The sequence below is a fragment of the Rhodoferax sp. genome (assembly GCF_023700745.1).
Lineage (GTDB): Bacteria > Pseudomonadota > Gammaproteobacteria > Burkholderiales > Burkholderiaceae_C > Rhodoferax.
This window is the reverse complement of record NZ_JAMPYG010000007.1, coordinates 49,087-66,855: the sequence shown is the minus strand read 5'-3', so window position 1 is coordinate 66,855 and position 17,769 is coordinate 49,087. Positions and strand designations below refer to the sequence as shown.

The window sequence follows — 17,769 nt, the reverse complement described above, 5'->3', positions numbered from 1 at the left end:
GGCCTGAGGCGGGCAGAGTGAGCGAGCCGCTGCTCTCAAGCGCCTGGTACCGGGTGGCCACGGTGCGCCCCCGCTTGCGCCAGCACGCACGGTTGCACCGGATGCGTTACCGTGGCGTCCTGTGGTATTTGTTGCAGGACCCGGTGTCCAGCCGGGTGCACCGCTTTACCCCGGCCGCGCGCTTTGTGATTGCTGCCATGGATGGTGAGCGCACGGTGCAGCAATTGTGGGAATTGACGAACCGGCAATTCGGTGAGGATGCGCCCACGCAGGACGAAATCATCCGCCTGTTGGGGCAACTGAACTCGGCTGATTTGCTGCAAAGCGATGCCACGCCCGATGCCAGGGAGTTGTTTGAACGCGGTGAAAAACAGGAACGCGCCACGCGCCGGCGCTCGTTCACGAATCCGATGGCAATCCGTATTCATTTCTGGGATCCCGATGCGGTGCTGAACCGGTTCCGCCCGCTGATTGATCTGTTGTGGAGCCCTTGGGGCGGCCTGTTGTGGCTGGCCGTGGTGTTGCCTGCCTTGCTGCTGCTGGCGCCCAACTGGTCCGAGCTCAGTGGCAACTTTTCTGATCGCCTGCTGGCCAGTGGCAACCTGCTGATGTTGTGGCTGGTGTTTCCGCTGATCAAGGCACTGCATGAGCTGGGTCATGCGGTAGCGGTCAAACGCGGTGGCGGCGAGGTGCACGACCTCGGCGTGGTGATGCTGGTGATGATTCCGGTGCCCTATGTCGAGGCGTCAGCGTCGACGGTGTTCAAGTCGCGCTTCCAGCGGGCGATGGTGGGCGCGGCGGGCATGGTGGTTGAGCTGTTCATTGCCGCCATTGCCTTTTATGTCTGGCTGTTGATCGAGCCCTCGCCCTTGCGTGCGATCCTGTTCAATGTGATGGTGGTGGCAGGTGTCTCGACGCTGATTTTCAACGGCAACCCGTTGCTGCGCTACGACGCCTACTATATTTTGTCGGATCTGTTGGAGATGCCCAACTTGGCGGCCCGGTCGACCCGTTACTGGGGCTACCTGATTGAGCGTTACGCGTTCGGTGCCAAGGAGGCTTCGACCCCCGAAGACAAGAAGCTTGAGAAAGCCTGGTTGCTGGGCTATGGTGTGTTGTCCATTCTTTACCGAGTCTTTGTCACGTTTGCCATTGCCTTGTTCATTGCCAACGAATTCTTCATTGTCGGCGTGGTGCTGGCCTTGTGGGCTGTGGCTGCCATGGCGATCGTGCCGGTTTTCAAGAGTCTGAAACACATGGTGGAGAGTGCGCGATTGCAGAAACAGCGCAAGCGCGTACTGGCGGTATTTTGTGGTTTTTGTGCGCTGCTGCTGGTGCTGCTTTTTGTCGTGCCAGCGCCGTTTCGCACGGTCGCCGAGGGGGTTGCCTGGTTGCCCCAGTCGGCCTTGGTGCGAGCGGGCCATGCTGGTTTTATGGCGCAATTGGTGGCCCAACCCGGCCAGCGGGTACAGGCGGGTGATGTGCTGGTTCAACTCAGCGAACCCGATCTGGAGTCGCAGTTGCGCGTGTCGGAGGCCAAGGTGGCCGAGCTCAATGCCATTTATTCGGCCCAGTTCGTCAGCAATCGCGCTCAGGCCGCCCTGGCGCTGGAGCAGCTTGAGGCCCAAAAATTGGCGCAGGTTTCGTTACGGGAACGGGTTGAGCTTCTGTCGGTTCGCGCACCGTCGGCGGGAACCTTCACCGTGCCCCGGGCGCAGGACCTGCCCGGCCGTTATTTCCGCCAGGGTGAGCTCTTGGGCTACGTGCTTGACAAGCCGGAACTGGTGGCCCGCGTGGTGGTGGAGCAGGAGTCGGTTGATGCGGTGCGCGCCGCCAGCACGCAGGTTCAGGTGCGACTGGCGCATCATCCCGACCAGGTGCTGCAGGGCAGGCTCGGGCGGGAGGTGCCAGCTGGCGACGAGTACCTGCCCAGCCGGGTCCTGGCGGCTGAAGGCGGTGGCCAGCTCATGACCGACCCACGTGATGCCAATGGCGCCCGCACCCTGGCGCGCACCTTCCAGTTTGACGTGGCGGTCGAGGTGCCTGCGGGTGTGGCGGTGCCCATTTTCTTTGGTGAACGTGTGCACGCGCGCTTTCAGCATGCGCCCGAGCCCATTGGTTACCAGTGGTACCGCAGTGTGCGGCGCCTGTTCTTGTCACAGTTCCATGTCTAGGTCACAAACCCTGTTTGGCCATGTGGCGTTTGCCAGCGGTCGGCCTTATGCCGAGCGTGATGAAGTGGAGGCCGGCTGGCACGACCGCCTGGCAGTGGCACTGTACGCGGCAACACTGGCGCCTGCCGTGGCGGCGCTGTCTGGTGTGCAGCGTGAAATGCAGTGGGTTGTGGCCGCAACCAACCGGATCGAAGACAGCTTGATGCCGCTTCCCGACGGGGTTTTGCGCGCGCGCGTGGCTGCGCTGCGAACGCGCTTGCGGTGCGAAGGTTTTGTGCTGGACTGTGTTGCCGAATGCTTTGCCCTGATCCGTGCGGCGGCGCAGCGCACGCTTGGTCAGCGCCACTATGACACGCAACTGATGGCCGGCCATGCGCTGCTGCGGGGCCGATTGGTGGAAATGGCCACCGGGGAAGGCAAAACCTTTTGCGCCACCTTGCCAGCCTGCATTGTGGCGCTGGCGGGCTACCCGGTGCATGTCATCACAGTCAACGATTACCTGGCGCAACGCGATGCCGAGAAGATGAAGCCCTTGTACGAGTTTTTCGGCCTCAGCGTCGGCACCGTGGTGCAGGGCATGGAAAAAGACATGCGGCGCCAGGCCTATGCCTGCTCGATCACCTATGGCACCAACAAGGAAGTTGCTTTTGATTACCTGCGCGATCGCGTCGCGCTGCAGGGACGCCACAGTCGCTTGCACCAGTCACTCAAGCGTCTGGGCGGGGATGCTGAACCGAAAAGTGCCCTGGTGATGCGCGGGCTGTATTTCGCCATCGTCGATGAGGCTGACAGCGTGTTTGTCGACGAGGCGCGCACGCCGCTGATTTTGTCGGCAACGGCACCGGGTAGTGACAACGCCACGCACAGCGAGGTCGCCCTGACGTTTGCCAGAACGCTGGTTGACGGCGAGGATTACGTTGTCAATCCGTTCGAGCGTTCGGTCGCGCTCACCGACCAGGGGTGCGACAAGCTGGACCAGCATGCCGAAGGATATACCGGGCCCTGGACCTCGGTGCGGGCCCGTGAAGACCTGGTGCGCCAAGCCCTGAGCGCCTTGCGGCTGTACCAGCGCGACCTGCATTACGTGGTGGCCGATGGCAAGGTACAGATCGTTGACGAGTCCACCGGCCGCGTCATGCCCGACCGCTCCTGGGAGCGCGGCCTGCACCAGATGATCGAGGTCAAGGAGTCGCTGACACCAACCCCACAGCGCGAAACCCTGGCACGCCTGACTTACCAGCGTTTGTTCAGACGCTATCTGCATCTGTCGGGCATGACGGGAACGGCGGCCGAGGCCGCGCGTGAGATCAAGTCGGTGTATGGGCTAGATGTCGTGCGGGTACCGCTGCACCGGCCCCTGCAGCGGCTGCATCAGGGCGTCACGTTCTTGCCGACGCTGGCAGACAAGTGGGAGCGTGTGGCCGATGTAGCCGAACGTCTGGCCAAAAGGGAAGGGCGCCCGGTGCTGATCGGTACGCGCTCGGTGCGGGCCTCTGAGCAGATCAGTGCCGTGCTGGCGCATCGCGCTGTCGCCCATGCGCTGCTGAACGCCAAACAGGACGTGACCGAGGCTGAGATCATTGCGGCAGCCGGGCAGCCGGGCCGGGTCACGGTGGCCACCAACATGGCGGGCCGGGGCACCGACATCGAGCTCGGGGCAGGCGTGGCGGGTTTGGGGGGCTTGCACGTTATCCTGACCGAGTACCATGACTCGCGGCGCGTTGATCGCCAGCTTTTTGGCCGCTGCGCGCGCCAGGGGGATCCGGGGAGTTGCGAGGCGATTGTTTCGCTCGAAGATGAAATTTTCGAGGTCTGTGCGCCGGCGTTGACCAACTTGCTGCGCCGGTCAATGGACCTGGGTGTGCGTTTGCCGCTGGCTGCGTTTGATGGCTTGCGGATGCTGGCGCAGGGGTCGGCTGAACGGCGCCATGCCGCCATCCGGACGCAACATCTCAAACATGACCGCCAGCTCAATCAGGTGCTGGCATTTACAGGAGCAGGCGAATGAAGTTGCATCATCTATCCGGCCAGTCCGCTGGTGCGCTTGTGGTTTTGCTGGCCAGTGGGGCGGGACCCGCGTGGGCCAATCCGTACGAGTGTCTGATTGAACCGAATCAGACGGTGGAAGTCCGCAGTTCGGTGGAAGGTGTGATCGAGAAAATCATGGTTAAGCGGGGTGACCGGGTGCGCGCCGGGCAACTACTGGTGCAACTGGAGTCGTCAGCCGAGCGTTCTGCGGTGGAGATGGCGCGTTACCGCGCTGAGGCGGGGGGGCGCCTGGCCGCTGCCAAAAACCGCTTCGACTATGCCAGCAAGAAGCAGACACGCTCCGCCGAATTGCACGCCCAGAATTTTGTCTCGGCCCAGGTGCGAGACGAGTCCGATGCCGAAAAACGCATCACCGAGTCCGAATTGCGCGATGCCCAGGAAAACAGCGAGATGGCGCGCTACGAGTATCGCCATGCGCAGGATTTGCTCAACCGGCGCATGCTGCGCAGTCCTTTCGATGGCGTGGTGGTGGACCGCATGCTCAATCCGGGTGATCTGGCGGAGGCCGGCACCGGTCGCAAGCCGATCCTGAAATTGGCCCAGGTGGAGCCGCTGCGGGTTGAGGTGGTGTTGCCGCTTGCCGCCTATGGCAAGCTCAAAATGCGGGACAGTGCCGAGGTCATGCCCGAGGGGCTGGGCGGGCGTTATACCGCCAGGGTGACGGTCATCGACAGCGTGTTTGATTCGGCCAGTGGCACCTTTGGTGCCCGGCTGGAGTTGCCCAATACAGCAGGCAAACTGCCCGCCGGGATTCGTTGCCGGATTGACTTTCCCTCGTTGCAGGAGTTGGCCGCGAAGGGCTCGGGCCCCAAGACCGCGGCGGCCAAATAGGCGTGGTCTGGCTCTGACATAGGTGGCAGGGGCCAACCTGCCTTGCATTATGATCATTTCACCATGCCCACCACCCACTTGCTCTACCTGCACGGTTTTCGTTCCTCGCCCGCCTCCAACAAGGCGCGCCTGATGGCTGCCACGGTGGCCAGTCGCCACCCCGATGTGCGCTGGTGGTGCCCGGCACTGGCGGCTTCGCCCAAACTGGCCATGGAAGAAGTCTTGCAGGGCATTGCCCACTGGCCCCACAGCAGCATGGCCGTGGTTGGCTCGTCGCTGGGTGGTTTTTATGCCACCTGGCTGGCCGAACGCCTGGGTTGCAAAGCGGTGCTGCTCAATCCGGCGGTGCACCCCGCGCGCGACCTGGCCGCCGCTGTTGGTGACAATGCCCTGTGGCACGACCCGGCGCAAAGTTTCAGGTTTGATCCGGCGTTTGTGGATGAACTTCTGGCGCAGGAAGTTGCCTGCATCAGCCGCCCGGAGCGCTACTTTGCCGTCATTGCACGGGGCGACGAGGTGCTGGACTGGCGCGAGATGACCGGCCATTACCCCGGCGCGGCCATCAAGCTGCTGCCCGCCGGCGACCATGCACTGAGCGACTTTGAGCAACATCTGGCAGACATTCTGGACTTTCTGGCGCTGGTTTGAAGTCTGGTTACCTGGTTCAAAACAGGCATGGCTGTTGTCACGACACTGTCATGAAACCAACAAATAATTGAAACAATCGTCTTCAAAAAAATTGGTGCAGCTGATCATGACCTCACTGTCGCGTCAGGTAAAAGTTTCAAGAATTTCACAGGATGTGGTCTTGCTGGACCGCGACCACAGCATTCTGGCATTCAATGCGCGGGTGCTTGACTGGGCCTATCGCCCGGAGGTGCCGTTGCTGGAGCGCCTGCGCTATTTGTGCATCGTTTCATCCAATCTCGATGAATTTTTTGAAGTGCGGGCCGAACCCCATTTGTCGGCTTTTCAAAACCAGGATGACAAGGGCAATTACACCCTGAAATCCTCCGTCAAATTGGCCGAAGCAGCCCATGCCCTGGTGGCGCGCCAGTACGCGCTGTACAACGACGTGCTGACACCGACGCTGGCCCGAAATGGCATTCACATCATCTCGCACGGTGAACGCAATGCCGAGCAGCGGCGCTGGGTGAAACAATACTTCGAGCGTGAAGTACGCCCGCTGCTGATTCCGGTGGGGCTGGACCCGTCGCACCCGTTCCCGCAGGTTGCCAATAAATCGCTCAATTTCATCGTGCGTCTGGGTGGCAAGGACGTCTTTGGCCGCACCAATGAAATTGCCATTGTCAAGGTGCCCCGGGTGCTGCCGCGCATGATCCGCATGGCGGCCAGGGTGGCGGGCCCGGGGGATGTGTTTGTGTCTCTGTCGAGCGTGATCCGGGCGCATCTGTCCGAACTCTTTCCGGGGCGTTCAGTGGGGCAGTTCTCGCAGTTCCGGGTGACGCGCCATTCAGACCTGGCGGTCGATGAAGATGATGTGAGCAACTTGCGCACGGCGTTGCGCCAGGGGCTGGAATCACGGCATTATGGCCAGGCCGTGCGGCTCGAAGTGTCAGCAGGCTGCTCCGAATTTTTGTCTGCCTTTTTGTTGCAACAGTTCGATTTGCCCGAGTTGGCGCTGTACCGGGTGGCGGGTCCGGTGAACCTGGTGCGGCTGAACCAGTTGGTGGACTTGCTGCATCGCCCGGAACTGTGTTTCCCCTCGTATCAGGGCAGCTACCCGACGCAGCTGGTGCCGGGGGAGTCTTTCTTTGCGCGCCTCAAGCAGGGCGATGTGGTTATCCACCAGCCGTTTGAAAGTTTTGCCGGTGTGCTCGACTTCTTACGCGAGGCGGTATATGACCCGCAGGTGCTGGCAATCAAGCAGACGATTTACCGCACCGGCAGTGATTCGCAGCTGATGGATTTGTTGCGCGAAGCGGTCCGGCTTGGCAAAGAGGTGACGGTGGTGGTGGAACTGAAGGCGCGCTTTGACGAAGAGGCCAACATCAACTGGGCCGAGATGCTGGAATCGATTGGCGCCCAGGTGGTGTACGGTGTGATTGGCCTCAAGACGCACGCCAAGATGATGCTCATTACCCGTCGAGAAGGCCGCAGCCTGGTGCGCTACGGCCATTTGTCCACCGGCAACTACAACCCCAAAACGGCGCGCCTGTACACCGACATCAGCCACCTGAGCGCCGACAAGGCACTGACGCTGGACATGGAGCGGGTGTTTGTGCACCTGGCCAGCCACAGCCGTCTGCCCAGACTCAGCCAGGTGTTGCTGGCGCCATTTGATTTGCATCGCAAGATGGTGGCCAGGATCGATGACCTGGCGACATGTGCGGCCGCGGGCGTGGATTGCCGCATTGTGGCCAAAATGAACGCGTTGACTGATGAGGGCTTGATTCATGCGCTGATTCGGGCGGGCAGGGTGGGGGTCAAGGTCGATCTGATTGTGCGTGGCGCCTGCATGCTGCCGGCACAAGTACCGGGGGTTACCGACAACATCCGGGTGCGTTCGGTGATCGGGCGCTTTCTGGAGCATTCGCGGGTGTTTTATTTTCGCCAGGGCACCGAGGATGCGCTGTACCTCTCCAGCGCCGACTGGATGAACCGCAACATGATGCGCCGGGTCGAGCTGGCCTGGCCCATTGTTGACCCGCAGCAACGTCAACGTCTGGTCGATGAATGTCTGGTGGCCTACCTGCATGACGGTATCGATGCCTGGGACCTGCAGCCCGATGGCCATTACGCCCGGGTTTCGCCGGACGCTGCCAACGTGCCGCATGGTGCGCAAGCCGCACTGATGGAACGTTATGACGGCTCAGTCTTCAAGCACGCGCAATGACCATGGGGTTTTTTGCCAGGCCACGCATTCCTCGTTGAGTAAATAGGCGGATTGCGGAAATAGGCCGGCCCAGTTGCTGCGTACCGTGAGGACAAATTGACGGACATTCCTGGCATCCTGGCGCAGGCTGATGCCCGTCAGGTCCGGGTCGCGCCGGGCATGGCACAGCGCGACCGCCAGGCGCAGCGTCAAGAGTTGCTGGATGAACATCTGGTCTTCAAAATCGGTATCCAGTTTGCGCAGTTTGCCACGGTGCCCCAGCACCAGCAGGCTGAGCCTGTGCAATTCGGTGAGTGCAAAGCCCATGACATCGGTGTTGTCCAGGATGTAGGCACCGTGCTTGTGGTAATCGCTGTGTGAAATGTGGCCGCCAATTTCGTGCAGTTGGGCTGCCCAGGTGAGTTTGCGGCTGACGCGCTCATTGACGGCGCCACCGGTGATTTGCCGGAACAGTGCATTGGCAATGCGGCCAACCCGATTGCCGTGCACCGGATCGGCCCCAAATTTGGCGGCCAGGCGCTCCACGGCATGGTCGCGCAAATCAGTGTGTTGCTGCTGGCCAGAGCCCAGCATCTCCTGCAGCAGCCCGTGGCGCAAGCCGCCGCTGGCCTGTTCCAGCCGCTCAATGCCGAGCAGATCGAACAGTGCCCGCAGTACGCTCAGACCTCCGCCGATGATGGGTTTGCGGTCGTCGCGCATGCCTGCCAGGCGCAGGCGGTCGGTGCTTTGCGCTGCCAGCAGTTTGTCCTGCAGCCAGTCGAGGCCTTCGCGCGTGACCGATCCTGCGGGCCAGCCTGCCGCCACCAGCACGTCGGCCACGGCGTTGATGGTGCCGGCCGAGCCGTAAGCCATGTCCCATTGGTCGGGGGTATACAGGGTCAGCGCTTCATCCAGCACCGCCTTGGCGGCAATTTCGGCGGTCTGGAAGGCGCGTCTGGTAAACAGGCCGTCGGCAAAATAACGCATCGACCAGGCAATGCTGCCGACCCGGTAGGACTCCATCTGCAAGGGCTCTCGACCCTGGCCCAGAATGATCTCGGTGGAGCGCCCGCCAATGTCAATCACCAGACGGCGCTCCTGCGTGCGCGGCAGCGCCTGGGCCACGCCCTGGTAGATCAGCCGGGCCTCTTCACGGCCCGAAATGACGTCGATCGGGAAGCCCAGTTTTTGCATGCCGGTGGCGAGGAATTCGTCGCGGTTGCGCGCCTCGCGCAGGGTTTGGGTGGCCACGGCACACACTTCACTTTCGGTAAACCCTGCCAGGCGCTCGCCAAAGCGCGCCAGGCAGTCCCAGCCGCGCTGCATCGCCTGCAATGTCAGGTTGCGGTTGTCGTCCAGGCCATTGCCCTGACGCACGGTTTCCTTGAGGTATTCAGTACGGTAAAACTGGCCGTGTTCAATGCGTCCAATTTCCAGTCTGAAGCTGTTGGAACCGAGGTCAACAGCTGCCAGACGCGTTGTGTTTTGCATGGTCGTCGTTCAATGTTTTCAAAGCTGCCAGCATAGCATCAGAAGCCATGTTGCCGGCGCTACCCCAGGCTCTCAGCGCTCGCAGCAGCGGGCGCTTTTTGGCCTGATGATCCACCATGCGTTTCAGGATGTCATCAAGTGCGCGAATGGCCTGGATAATGTACGGGCCCTTATTGAGCATGACGCATTCGACGCGCACACCCAGTCCGGCATCCGAGATTTCGGCCCGTGACGGCAAGCCGGTCTTGGCCATGAATTCCAGAACTTGGGTGGTCCAGATCACGGGCATATGGGCGGTTTCCGCGCAGCACAGGATTTCTTCCTGCACTTCAGCCAGGCGCTCATAGCCACATTCGACGGCCAGATCGCCGCGCGCAATCATGATCCCCGCCAGCCGGGACGCCATGGCAGACAACATGAGCTCGGGCAGATTTTCAAAACCCTGCAGGGTTTCGATCTTCAGCACAATGCCCATGTCTTGCCGGCCCAAGCGCTGCAAATGGTCGCGCAACAGCGCAATGTCATCGGGTTTTTGGACAAATGACAGGCCCACCATATCGGCTTCTGCCGCCACCGTCGTCAAATCCTCAATGTCCTTGGCGCTGAGCGCTGGTAAATTCAGCTGGCTGTCGGGCAGGTTGATGCTTTTGTCACCGCCGAGTTTTTCGCCCTCCGGACGGGCCTGGGTGATCTCGATATCAATCCAGGCATCGGCCTTGTGGCGAATCACGCCGCCAATACGGCCATCGTCAAACCAGATGCGTTCGCCTACCTTGACCTGGTCTATCACCTGGGGCAAGGTCACCGCCACCTGCGCCATCTCTGGACGTGGCTCGGCGCTGTCGTCTTCAAGCGCTTCTGTTGTACCGGTTGCTTCTTTCGTCAGTCGCAAGCTGTCGCCGGCACGCAGCAGCAGGGCGCCGGGCTGGCTGTTGATCTGGCAAACCAGGGTGGAATGCTTTTTCTTGCCGCCCGTGCCACCGATCGTGAGGGTGGTTTCCGGTGTCAGGTACGCGGTTTGCAGGCTCTCTGCAACCGCCCCTTTTTCATTGTTCTGGATCACCAGAAGGTGGCGTTTGGCACCCCGGGCATCGGAAAAATTGATGCTGGTGCCGAGCTTCAGGCGTGCCAGCCAGACATCCCAGACGCCAATGCTGGCATCTGTCTCCGGCATCAGTTCGGCGCTGTTGATGGGGCGCAGGTGCAGGCGGGCCGGGCGATAGACGCGCCCCAGTTCGTCCTTGCCCGGTTTCAGTTTCAATACCGGTGGCCGACCGGCAAGTTGCCCGGTCCTGATTTTGGGGCCGCCCAGATCCATCAGCAGCTTGACGGGACGCTGTGCCGCCCTCGCGGCCCGACGCACGTTGGCAGCCATGCGCTGCCAGTCAGTGGCGCTGTCGTGCGAACAATTGATCCTGGCTATGTCCATGCCGGCGTCCACCAGATCGCGCACCATGTTGAGATCAGTCGCTGCCTCGGTGGGCAGGGTGACCATGATGCGTACCGGCCGATTGGCAGGCACCTGCCCCAGTAGGTTGAACGTGTGTTTTTTAAGAAGTTCCCGGCTGCTGGCGGGTTCTTCTGCCACGGTGTCCTGCCAGGGCTGGTTCGTGAGCCGGTGCAGCAAGCCAAGCACTTTGTCCAGGTTGGCCAGGACATGGGAACCGGAACGCCCGAGGGACGACAGGCCCAGCCAGGCAAGTTGTTCCTGTTGCGGACGTATATCCACCTGACGCAGTGTCAGGTAGTGAATCAGGTTGCGGGCACTGTCACGGTATTCGGGCCGAACCTTTGCGAGTTCCTCAGCCATGGCCTGTTCCCGGCCCAGCATGCCCTGGCGCAGTGCCCCAAGCTGGTCGATGAGCTTCAGGCAGAGCGCAAGGTCCGGGGAAGTGCCATCTTTCGCAACGGGTGGCGTGCCAAGGCTCGGAGCGGTTTTCGGGGTAGGAGATGGGGAGCGCATGTGGCATTTGTAAATGCCAATCGTGACAATGTCATGAAAACTGCTGCAGCACAGGCCAGCCTTGTCTTGACATGCACCCGCTGGACGGCTTCAAAGCACTTCGGGTGATTGCACGGTGACCACCAGGGTCTGCACGAGGGTTTCCCGCTGGCGGTGACGCAGCCACCAGACCGCGCTTTTTCTGACCGTGCATTCGGTGACGCTCAACCCGATCAACTGGGCAATGGTTTGGCCCAGGGTGGGTTGATGCCCCACCACCAGCACGCATCCCTTGGCGTCTGGCCATTGCGCCATCTCCAGCAATTGCGCCACCGTGCCACCCGGTGCCAATTCAGACCGGACCTTGAATTTTCGATCCAGGGCGCTGGCGGTTTGCTCGGCGCGGCGCGCCGGGCTGACCAGGATGCGGGTGTTGTCAGGCAACTGGCGGTCCAGCCAGCCGGCCATGCGTGCCGCCTGTTTTTCGCCGCGCGAGGTCAGGCGCCGGGCCATGTCATCACAGCCTGGTGTCCATTCCTGCGCCTCTGCATGGCGCCACAAAATCAGGTCCATCGCCATACTTTAGTGGCCCAAGATGACAGTTTAAAGACGGGTCGAATCGACTTGTAATGCCGCCGCACGTCCGCGTTGCATGTTCACCGGCATCAGCAGCAACAATCCGAGCACAAACAGCACCGAGGTGCTGAGGATGGCAGCGCGCTGGTTACCATCGGTGGCCCAGGTGATGAGGCCGTAGCTCAAGGGGCCGACGATGCTGGCGAGCCGGATGGCAAAGGTCCACAGGCCATAAAACTCGGCCACTTGACGTTGCGGTGCAAACAGGCCTGCCATGGCGCGCCCGGCCGACTGGCTGCTGCCCATGCATAGGCCGGCAATGACCGCGGCGTACCAGAAATCACCCTTGGTGGTGGCCAGGGCGGCGATGACGCAGGTGGCAATCCAGCCCAGCAATGTGCTGGCCAGCGCAATCTTGTGGCCGATGCGGTCCTGCAGGTAACCCCAGGCGAAGGCCCCCGCCGCCGCGGCCAGGTTGAGCACAAAGATCAATGCCATGGTTTCCTGCTGTTTGAATCCAATCACCTGCTCGGCATAAATGGCGGCCAGCGCAATCGCCACCGCCACGCCGGCCTGGTAACACACCGCGCAGACCAGCAGCCACATGAAATCCCTGAATTGCCGGGCCTGATGAAAAGTGTGTTGCAGCTGTTTCAGGGCGGCCCTGAAGCCGCCTTGTCCCAGCGCCGTCGGGTTGGCTTGTGCCCGCTCCTTGAGCAGGGCAAAGGTGACCAGCGCGGCCGAACCGTACAGGGCGGCTGTGATCAGCATGGTGACCGGCACAAATTGTGAGGCGGGTTGCCCCTGGTCTTGCGCCCAGAGCACATAAGCCAGACACAGGCCGAGCGCCAGCATGCCGCCAAAGTAGCCAAAACCCCAGCCCCAGCCGCTGACCTTGCCCAGCGACTCGGTGCGCGCCAGTTCCGGCAGAAACGCGGCGGTCATCGATTCACCCCAGGCGTAAAAGGTGTTGGACACCACGATCAGCACCAGCGCCAGCACCACGCTGCCGGGCCCGACCAACGCCAGCGCAGCCGTGGCCAGCACACAGCCCGCCGTGAACAGGGCCAGCAGGCGCTTTTTGGCCGCACGCAGGTCGGCGTAGGCGCCCAGGCTGGGCATGGTGAGCATGACGATGGCATTGGACAGGCTGAGCGCAGCCGTCCAGGCCAGTGTGGCCCAGGTCGCACCCTGTGCCACGCCGCCAACAAAATAGGCGGCAAACACCGCCGTGATGACCACCGTGGTGTAGCCCGAGTTGGCAAAGTCGTACATCGCCCAGCCAAAGACCTCGCGCTTGCGCACGCCGGGCTGGAGGGCTTGTTGGGAAAAAAGTGACATGATGGAGGGCTGGAGTTTAAGACAGCCGCCCACCCCGAAAGGAATCCCAAATACCATCGGACGGACATCGCCCACCGGGGAACGGCGATTGCTTTCTGGCGGTAAAATTCGGCCGCACCATGCAGGTTCCCCGGTGCTGCGCTGGATGTCGATTCATTCAACAACGCCCATCCCCGGTCCGGTAGCTATCGGACATCCGGTACGAGCTGGCAGCCAATGTTGACTTTTTGAATTCCGTTTCCGCACGAAGTGGTTCAGACGGGCTCGCAACTGTCTGAAGCAAGCGTATGTGCAGATAACGGGGTGAGCTTGCAGTTCCCCGATCCCTGTTTTTTCGATTTGAATCACACCACGCCATGATGCGAGCCCTGACCCGCACCAACTTCCATAGCTCAAGACTTGTCCGTGTTCTCGCCGACCTGGCTGTGGTGGATGGGCGCGCGCCGGACGGCGATTTTGCTGAAAAGCTGGGCCTGTGGGTGAAATTTACCGACGCCATTGCCCTGTCTGCGGTGCACAACGCAAGCACCGCAAGCCTGCCAGACACGCCCGCTGGTGCCCAGTCCGCTTGCCGCTTGGCCCTGAGCGAAGCCTACGCCCGGGTGCGGGCAAACCTGGTGAATTCAATCACCAGGTGTGGCTTGTTCGATGCGGACCGGACCCGCATGGAGCCGCCGTCACCAGAACCTGGCGCTGACATGGAAGACGCCACGACTTATAAACCGTATCGCCGAAACTATCTTGCACAGCAACGCGACATCGAATTGAAGGTGCGTCCATTGCGGATCCATGTGCGGGAGGTGCTGGGTCAGTCATCGCCCGCGCTCCGCAAGCTCGCGACACTGGATGCCGCACTTGACGCCATCCTGAGTGAACGCGAGAGCAAATTGTTCTCGACCATCCCCGCGCTGCTCGAAAAACGCTTCCATCAATTGCGCAGCGCACATCAGCAGGCGTTGGTGGAAACGCTGCAAGCCGGCAAACCCGGCGCGCAGATGCAACCCGCTGGTTGGCTGGCTGGCTTTGGGCAAGAGCTGCAGACTGTGCTGCTCGCAGAATTGGACGTTCGCTTGCAACCGACCCTGGGGCTCATTGAAGCCTTCAACCTGAATTCAACCACGACACAACACCATATCAATGTATAAAAATCTGTTCACGGGGGCCTTTTTGCTGGGCGCGATGGCGGTCGTCTGGGTCGGCGCCGGGTTTGTCAACTCCCCTGGCCTGGCGCTGGTGATGACGGCCATCATTGCCGCGGTTTATGGCTTCGGCGCGCACGAGTTACGCCAGTTTCGACAGGCCACTTCGACCTTGTCTGCGGCGCTGGCTGCGATTCCTGAGCCGTTGTCGAACCTGGGTGACTGGCTTGACAAGGTGCATCCCTCGCTCCAGAACCCCGTGCGCCTGCGCATAGAAGGCGAGCGCATCGGCTTGCCCGGTCCTGCGCTCACGCCCTATCTGGTGGGGCTGCTGGTGATGCTGGGGATGCTGGGCACTTTTCTGGGCATGGTCGTCAGCCTCAACGGTGCTGCCTTTTCCCTCGAAGGAACCACCGATCTTCAGGCGATCCGCGCTGCGCTGGCGGCACCGATCAAGGGGCTGGGGCTGGCCTTTGGAACCTCGGTGGCAGGCGTTGCGGCGTCGGCCATGCTGGGCCTGATGTCTGCCATCAGCCGGCGCGAAAGAATGCTGGCGGCACAACGGCTCGATACCAGAATTGCCACGGTGTTGCGCGGCTTTTCGCTCACCCATCAGCGCCAGGAAGCCTACCAAGCGCTGCAGTCCCAGGCCCGGGCCCTGCCTGTGGTGGTTGATCAATTGCAGGCGATGATGGTGCAGATGGAACGGCTGAGCCAGCAGGTGAACGACCGTTTGCTCAGCAACCAGATCAGTTTTCAAAATGAAGTCAAAGATGTTTATACCGGTCTGGCCGCATCCGTGGACCAATCGCTCAGAGCCAGCCTGACGCAAAGTGCCCAGCTCGCCGCAGAGGGCATCAAACCGGTATTCGAAGCCGCCATGACGGGCATGGCACAGGAAGCAAGCTTGCAGCACCAGCGCATGACCGATACCGCGCAAATGCAACTTGACGGGCTTTCTGCCAAGCTTGGGGTGACGGTTGCCACCGTCACAGAGATGTGGACAGCGGCGCTCGCCAGCCACGAAAAGGCCAGCGCCAGCCTGCAAGCCGACCAGGCATTGCGGGATCAACAACGGCAGGCGACGTGGATGGAATCGCTGGAAACCATGGCCGCGACGCTTCAGCGCGAATGGCAGCAGGCTGGTGTGCAGACACATGCGCAGCAGCAGCTTGTCTGCACCACGCTGGCCAGCACAGCGCAGCAAATTTCAGAGCAGGCGCAGGCCGGTGTCAGCCTGTTGCACCACGAGTTCGGCGCGCTCAGAGAGCAGGAAGAGCAGCGGGGAAAGGCGGCGGTTGAACGCCTGGGCGACTTGCAAACTGCGCTGACCCACCATTTGACAACGTTGGGTTGTGCGCTGGAAGACCCGATCACACGACTCATTGAAATCGCGTCAGAGGCGCCACGCGCCGCGGCCGACGTCATTGGGCAAATGCGCCAGGAAATGTCGAACAGTATTGCGCGCGACAAAGAACAGCTGGCAGAACGCAGCCGCATCATGGCCACGCTCAATGTATTGCTTGACGCGACCCATCAGGCGTCTGTTGAGCAGCGCGCAGCCATCGACGCGCTAGTCGCCTCTGCCGCGGTGGCGCTTAAGCATACCGGCAGCCAGTTTGCCGAGCAGGTCGGCACAGAAGCCGCCAGGCTCGCCGACATTGCCACCCACGTCACCCGCAATGCGGCTGAGGTCACCAGCAGCGCGATCGAAGTTGCAAGTCTGGGTGAAACCTTCGGTTTTGCCGTGAAATCGTTCAATGAGGCCAATGAGAAACTGATTGGCAATCTGCAACGCATTGAGGGTGCACTGGACAAATCCATGGCCAGAAGTGACGACCAACTGGCCTACTACGTGGCTCAGGCGCGCGAAATCATCGACCTGAGCCTCATGTCGCAAAAAGAGATTTTTGAAGAACTGCGCCAGTTCCCGGCCAGGCAGGCGCTGTCCGCCGAAGAGGTGATCTGATGGACGAGCGTGACGGCATCGAGCAAACCGCGCCGGTTTGGGCCGTTTTTGGCGACCTGATGTCGGGTTTGCTGGGGGCTTTTGTGCTGATTCTGGTGGGCGTATTGGGCGTTCAGCTGGAACTCGCAACCCACCTCGAAGCCGAGATCCAGAAACGCCAGCTCGAAGAGCAGCGCCGCATGACGCTTGAAAAAGCATTGGCGATTCCGCTGGCCACGGGCCGGATCACGCTCAACAACGGGCGCATTGGCATCAGTGGCCGCGTCCTGTTCTCGTTGAATTCCGACCAGTTGCAGCCGGAGGGCCGGGAGCTGCTCAACAGCCTGGTCACCCCACTGCGGGCCTATCTGGCATCGCGCGATGAACTGCTGATGGTGAGCGGCTTCACCGATGACCGGTCGATACGCGATGGCAATCCCCGTTTTGTTGACAACTGGGAGTTGTCAGCCCAGCGTGCACTGACTGTCACGCGCACTTTGATTGACGAAGGCATGCCTTCGTCCATGGTCTTTGCGGCGGCATTTGGTGCCGAGCAGCCGGTCACCCCCAATAGCAACGATGCGGCGCGGGCGCAAAACCGGCGCGTTGAAATGGCGCCGGTGCCCAAAGCTGCCAATTTGAAAAATGCCGTGCCATGACTGTCGTTGACCAGAGCGGCCCACCGGATGCGCTGTTTGGTCAGCCGGGGGAGGGGAGTCGCCAGATCGCTGTCTTGCGCCTGGCAGGTGCAGACCAGTTTGATCCCGTCGGCCTGCATTACCTGCAAGTGCTGGCTGATCGCGCAAACGCCCAACCGGGTCCGGTGAAACGTCTGCTTGACGACAAACTGGCGCAGGCGCTGGGCGCTTTTCGCGCACGTTTCGATGCAGCACAAGGCGCGGCAGAGGATGCCATCGCGCGCACGGCGCCGCAAAACCCGCAGGCCGTCGCCGATCTGCAGCGGCGCTTTGCCAACGGCGATTTCAAGGGTGTGCACCGAGCCATCGTGAGCCTGAACGCCGGTGTGCCGGGTGCCACTTTGGGCGATTTGCTTCGACATCTTGCGCAACAGGCTCCCGGCCATGTCGACACCGGTCTGGCGGGTGGTTTCAACGCGACGTCCGGAGCGCCCCCCGAGCTGAAAACCATGCATTATTTCCGCAATACCTGGTCAAAGCTCAGCGTTGACAAGCAGGTGGCCAACGCACTGGACCAGGCGCCAAAAAATCCTGGGCCAATCAATTCGCACATGCTGGTGTTGCGCTCATTGACGTTGATGCGCGACATCTCGCCCGATTACCTCAACCGGTTTACGTCTTATACCGATACCTTGCTGTGCCTGGATCACTGCGATAAAGCAAAACAAGTCAACGCCAAAAAGGCTGCTGAGGGTGATGCTGGCAAGAAGATGAAAGCCCGTGGCGCTCGTTCAAAATAAAAAG

The 17,769-nt window shown here is 61.4% G+C and carries 13 protein-coding genes; 9 read left to right on the top strand and 4 right to left on the bottom strand.

Annotated elements, in window-relative coordinates; all coding sequences use genetic code 11:
- The first annotated feature begins 17 nt into the window (after positions 1–17).
- From NDJ10_RS07875 to ppk1, 5 genes are all read left to right on the top strand, one after another.
- Positions 18–2,174, top strand: a complete 2,157-nt coding sequence (locus tag NDJ10_RS07875; protein ID WP_296160865.1) for an efflux RND transporter periplasmic adaptor subunit — start codon at positions 18–20, stop codon at positions 2,172–2,174.
- Entirely contained in the window at positions 2,167–4,182 is a 2,016-nt protein-coding gene (locus NDJ10_RS07870) for a DEAD/DEAH box helicase (protein WP_296160863.1), read from the top strand. The genes NDJ10_RS07875 and NDJ10_RS07870 overlap by 8 nt, the downstream gene beginning before the upstream one ends.
- Positions 4,179–5,054 (top strand): efflux RND transporter periplasmic adaptor subunit, encoded by an 876-nt coding sequence (locus NDJ10_RS07865; protein ID WP_296160861.1) that lies wholly within the window; start codon positions 4,179–4,181, stop codon positions 5,052–5,054. Before NDJ10_RS07870 ends, NDJ10_RS07865 begins: the two co-directional genes overlap by 4 nt.
- A 63-nt stretch (positions 5,055–5,117) precedes the next feature.
- Positions 5,118–5,702 carry a YqiA/YcfP family alpha/beta fold hydrolase gene (locus NDJ10_RS07860; RefSeq protein WP_296160859.1) on the top strand — a complete coding sequence of 195 codons (585 nt, stop codon included), beginning with the start codon at positions 5,118–5,120 and terminating at the stop codon, positions 5,700–5,702.
- A gap of 106 nt (positions 5,703–5,808) precedes the next feature.
- Complete coding sequence (ppk1, locus tag NDJ10_RS07855) at positions 5,809–7,911, top strand: polyphosphate kinase 1 (RefSeq protein WP_296160858.1); 2,103 nt, start codon at positions 5,809–5,811, stop codon at positions 7,909–7,911.
- Here the strand turns inward: ppk1 and NDJ10_RS07850 are convergent.
- From NDJ10_RS07850 to NDJ10_RS07835, 4 genes are all read right to left on the bottom strand, one after another.
- Positions 7,888–9,381, bottom strand: coding sequence for a Ppx/GppA phosphatase family protein (locus NDJ10_RS07850; protein ID WP_296160855.1), 1,494 nt, complete (start codon positions 9,379–9,381; stop codon positions 7,888–7,890). The two genes, ppk1 and NDJ10_RS07850, sit on opposite strands and share 24 nt — an antisense overlap.
- Entirely contained in the window at positions 9,350–11,344 is a 1,995-nt protein-coding gene (locus NDJ10_RS07845) for a pyruvate kinase (RefSeq protein ID WP_296160853.1), read from the bottom strand. The genes NDJ10_RS07850 and NDJ10_RS07845 overlap by 32 nt, the downstream gene beginning before the upstream one ends.
- A gap of 90 nt (positions 11,345–11,434) precedes the next feature.
- Positions 11,435–11,896: a phosphohistidine phosphatase SixA gene (gene sixA / locus NDJ10_RS07840; RefSeq protein ID WP_296160851.1), complete on the bottom strand. Its 462-nt coding sequence runs from the start codon at positions 11,894–11,896 to the stop codon at positions 11,435–11,437.
- A 30-nt stretch (positions 11,897–11,926) separates the two neighbouring features.
- Complete coding sequence (locus NDJ10_RS07835; protein WP_296160849.1) at positions 11,927–13,240, bottom strand: MFS transporter; 1,314 nt, start codon at positions 13,238–13,240, stop codon at positions 11,927–11,929.
- Positions 13,241–13,596: 356 nt separating this feature from the next.
- Between NDJ10_RS07835 and NDJ10_RS07830 the strand changes: the two genes are divergently transcribed.
- The 4 genes from NDJ10_RS07830 to NDJ10_RS07815 are packed head-to-tail and all read left to right on the top strand — an operon-like array spanning position 13,597 to position 17,765.
- Positions 13,597–14,385: a DUF3348 domain-containing protein gene (locus tag NDJ10_RS07830; protein WP_296160847.1), complete on the top strand. Its 789-nt coding sequence runs from the start codon at positions 13,597–13,599 to the stop codon at positions 14,383–14,385.
- Positions 14,378–16,348: a DUF802 domain-containing protein gene (locus NDJ10_RS07825; protein WP_296160845.1), complete on the top strand. Its 1,971-nt coding sequence runs from the start codon at positions 14,378–14,380 to the stop codon at positions 16,346–16,348. The genes NDJ10_RS07830 and NDJ10_RS07825 overlap by 8 nt, the downstream gene beginning before the upstream one ends.
- A complete protein-coding gene (locus NDJ10_RS07820; RefSeq protein WP_296160939.1) occupies positions 16,345–16,986 on the top strand; it encodes an OmpA family protein in 642 nt (213 codons plus the stop codon). The genes NDJ10_RS07825 and NDJ10_RS07820 overlap by 4 nt, the downstream gene beginning before the upstream one ends.
- Positions 16,983–17,765 (top strand): DUF2894 domain-containing protein, encoded by a 783-nt coding sequence (locus NDJ10_RS07815; protein WP_296160843.1) that lies wholly within the window; start codon positions 16,983–16,985, stop codon positions 17,763–17,765. Before NDJ10_RS07820 ends, NDJ10_RS07815 begins: the two co-directional genes overlap by 4 nt.
- Positions 17,766–17,769: the final 4 nt, after the last annotated feature.

Bases quoted from the DNA above. Each gene is read 5' to 3' on its own strand.
- sixA (WP_296160851.1), bottom strand. From the start codon at position 11,896: ATGGACCTGATTTTGTGGCGCCATGCAGAGGCGCAGGAATGGACACCA.
- NDJ10_RS07815 (WP_296160843.1), top strand. From the start codon at position 16,983: ATGACTGTCGTTGACCAGAGCGGCCCACCGGATGCGCTGTTTGGTCAG.
- NDJ10_RS07870 (WP_296160863.1), top strand. From the start codon at position 2,167: ATGTCTAGGTCACAAACCCTGTTTGGCCATGTGGCGTTTGCCAGCGGT.
- NDJ10_RS07845 (WP_296160853.1), bottom strand. From the start codon at position 11,344: ATGCGCTCCCCATCTCCTACCCCGAAAACCGCTCCGAGCCTTGGCACG.
- NDJ10_RS07850 (WP_296160855.1), bottom strand. From the start codon at position 9,381: ATGCAAAACACAACGCGTCTGGCAGCTGTTGACCTCGGTTCCAACAGC.
- NDJ10_RS07865 (WP_296160861.1), top strand. From the start codon at position 4,179: ATGAAGTTGCATCATCTATCCGGCCAGTCCGCTGGTGCGCTTGTGGTT.
- NDJ10_RS07860 (WP_296160859.1), top strand. From the start codon at position 5,118: ATGCCCACCACCCACTTGCTCTACCTGCACGGTTTTCGTTCCTCGCCC.
- NDJ10_RS07835 (WP_296160849.1), bottom strand. From the start codon at position 13,240: ATGTCACTTTTTTCCCAACAAGCCCTCCAGCCCGGCGTGCGCAAGCGC.
- NDJ10_RS07830 (WP_296160847.1), top strand. From the start codon at position 13,597: ATGATGCGAGCCCTGACCCGCACCAACTTCCATAGCTCAAGACTTGTC.
- NDJ10_RS07825 (WP_296160845.1), top strand. From the start codon at position 14,378: ATGTATAAAAATCTGTTCACGGGGGCCTTTTTGCTGGGCGCGATGGCG.
- ppk1 (WP_296160858.1), top strand. From the start codon at position 5,809: ATGACCTCACTGTCGCGTCAGGTAAAAGTTTCAAGAATTTCACAGGAT.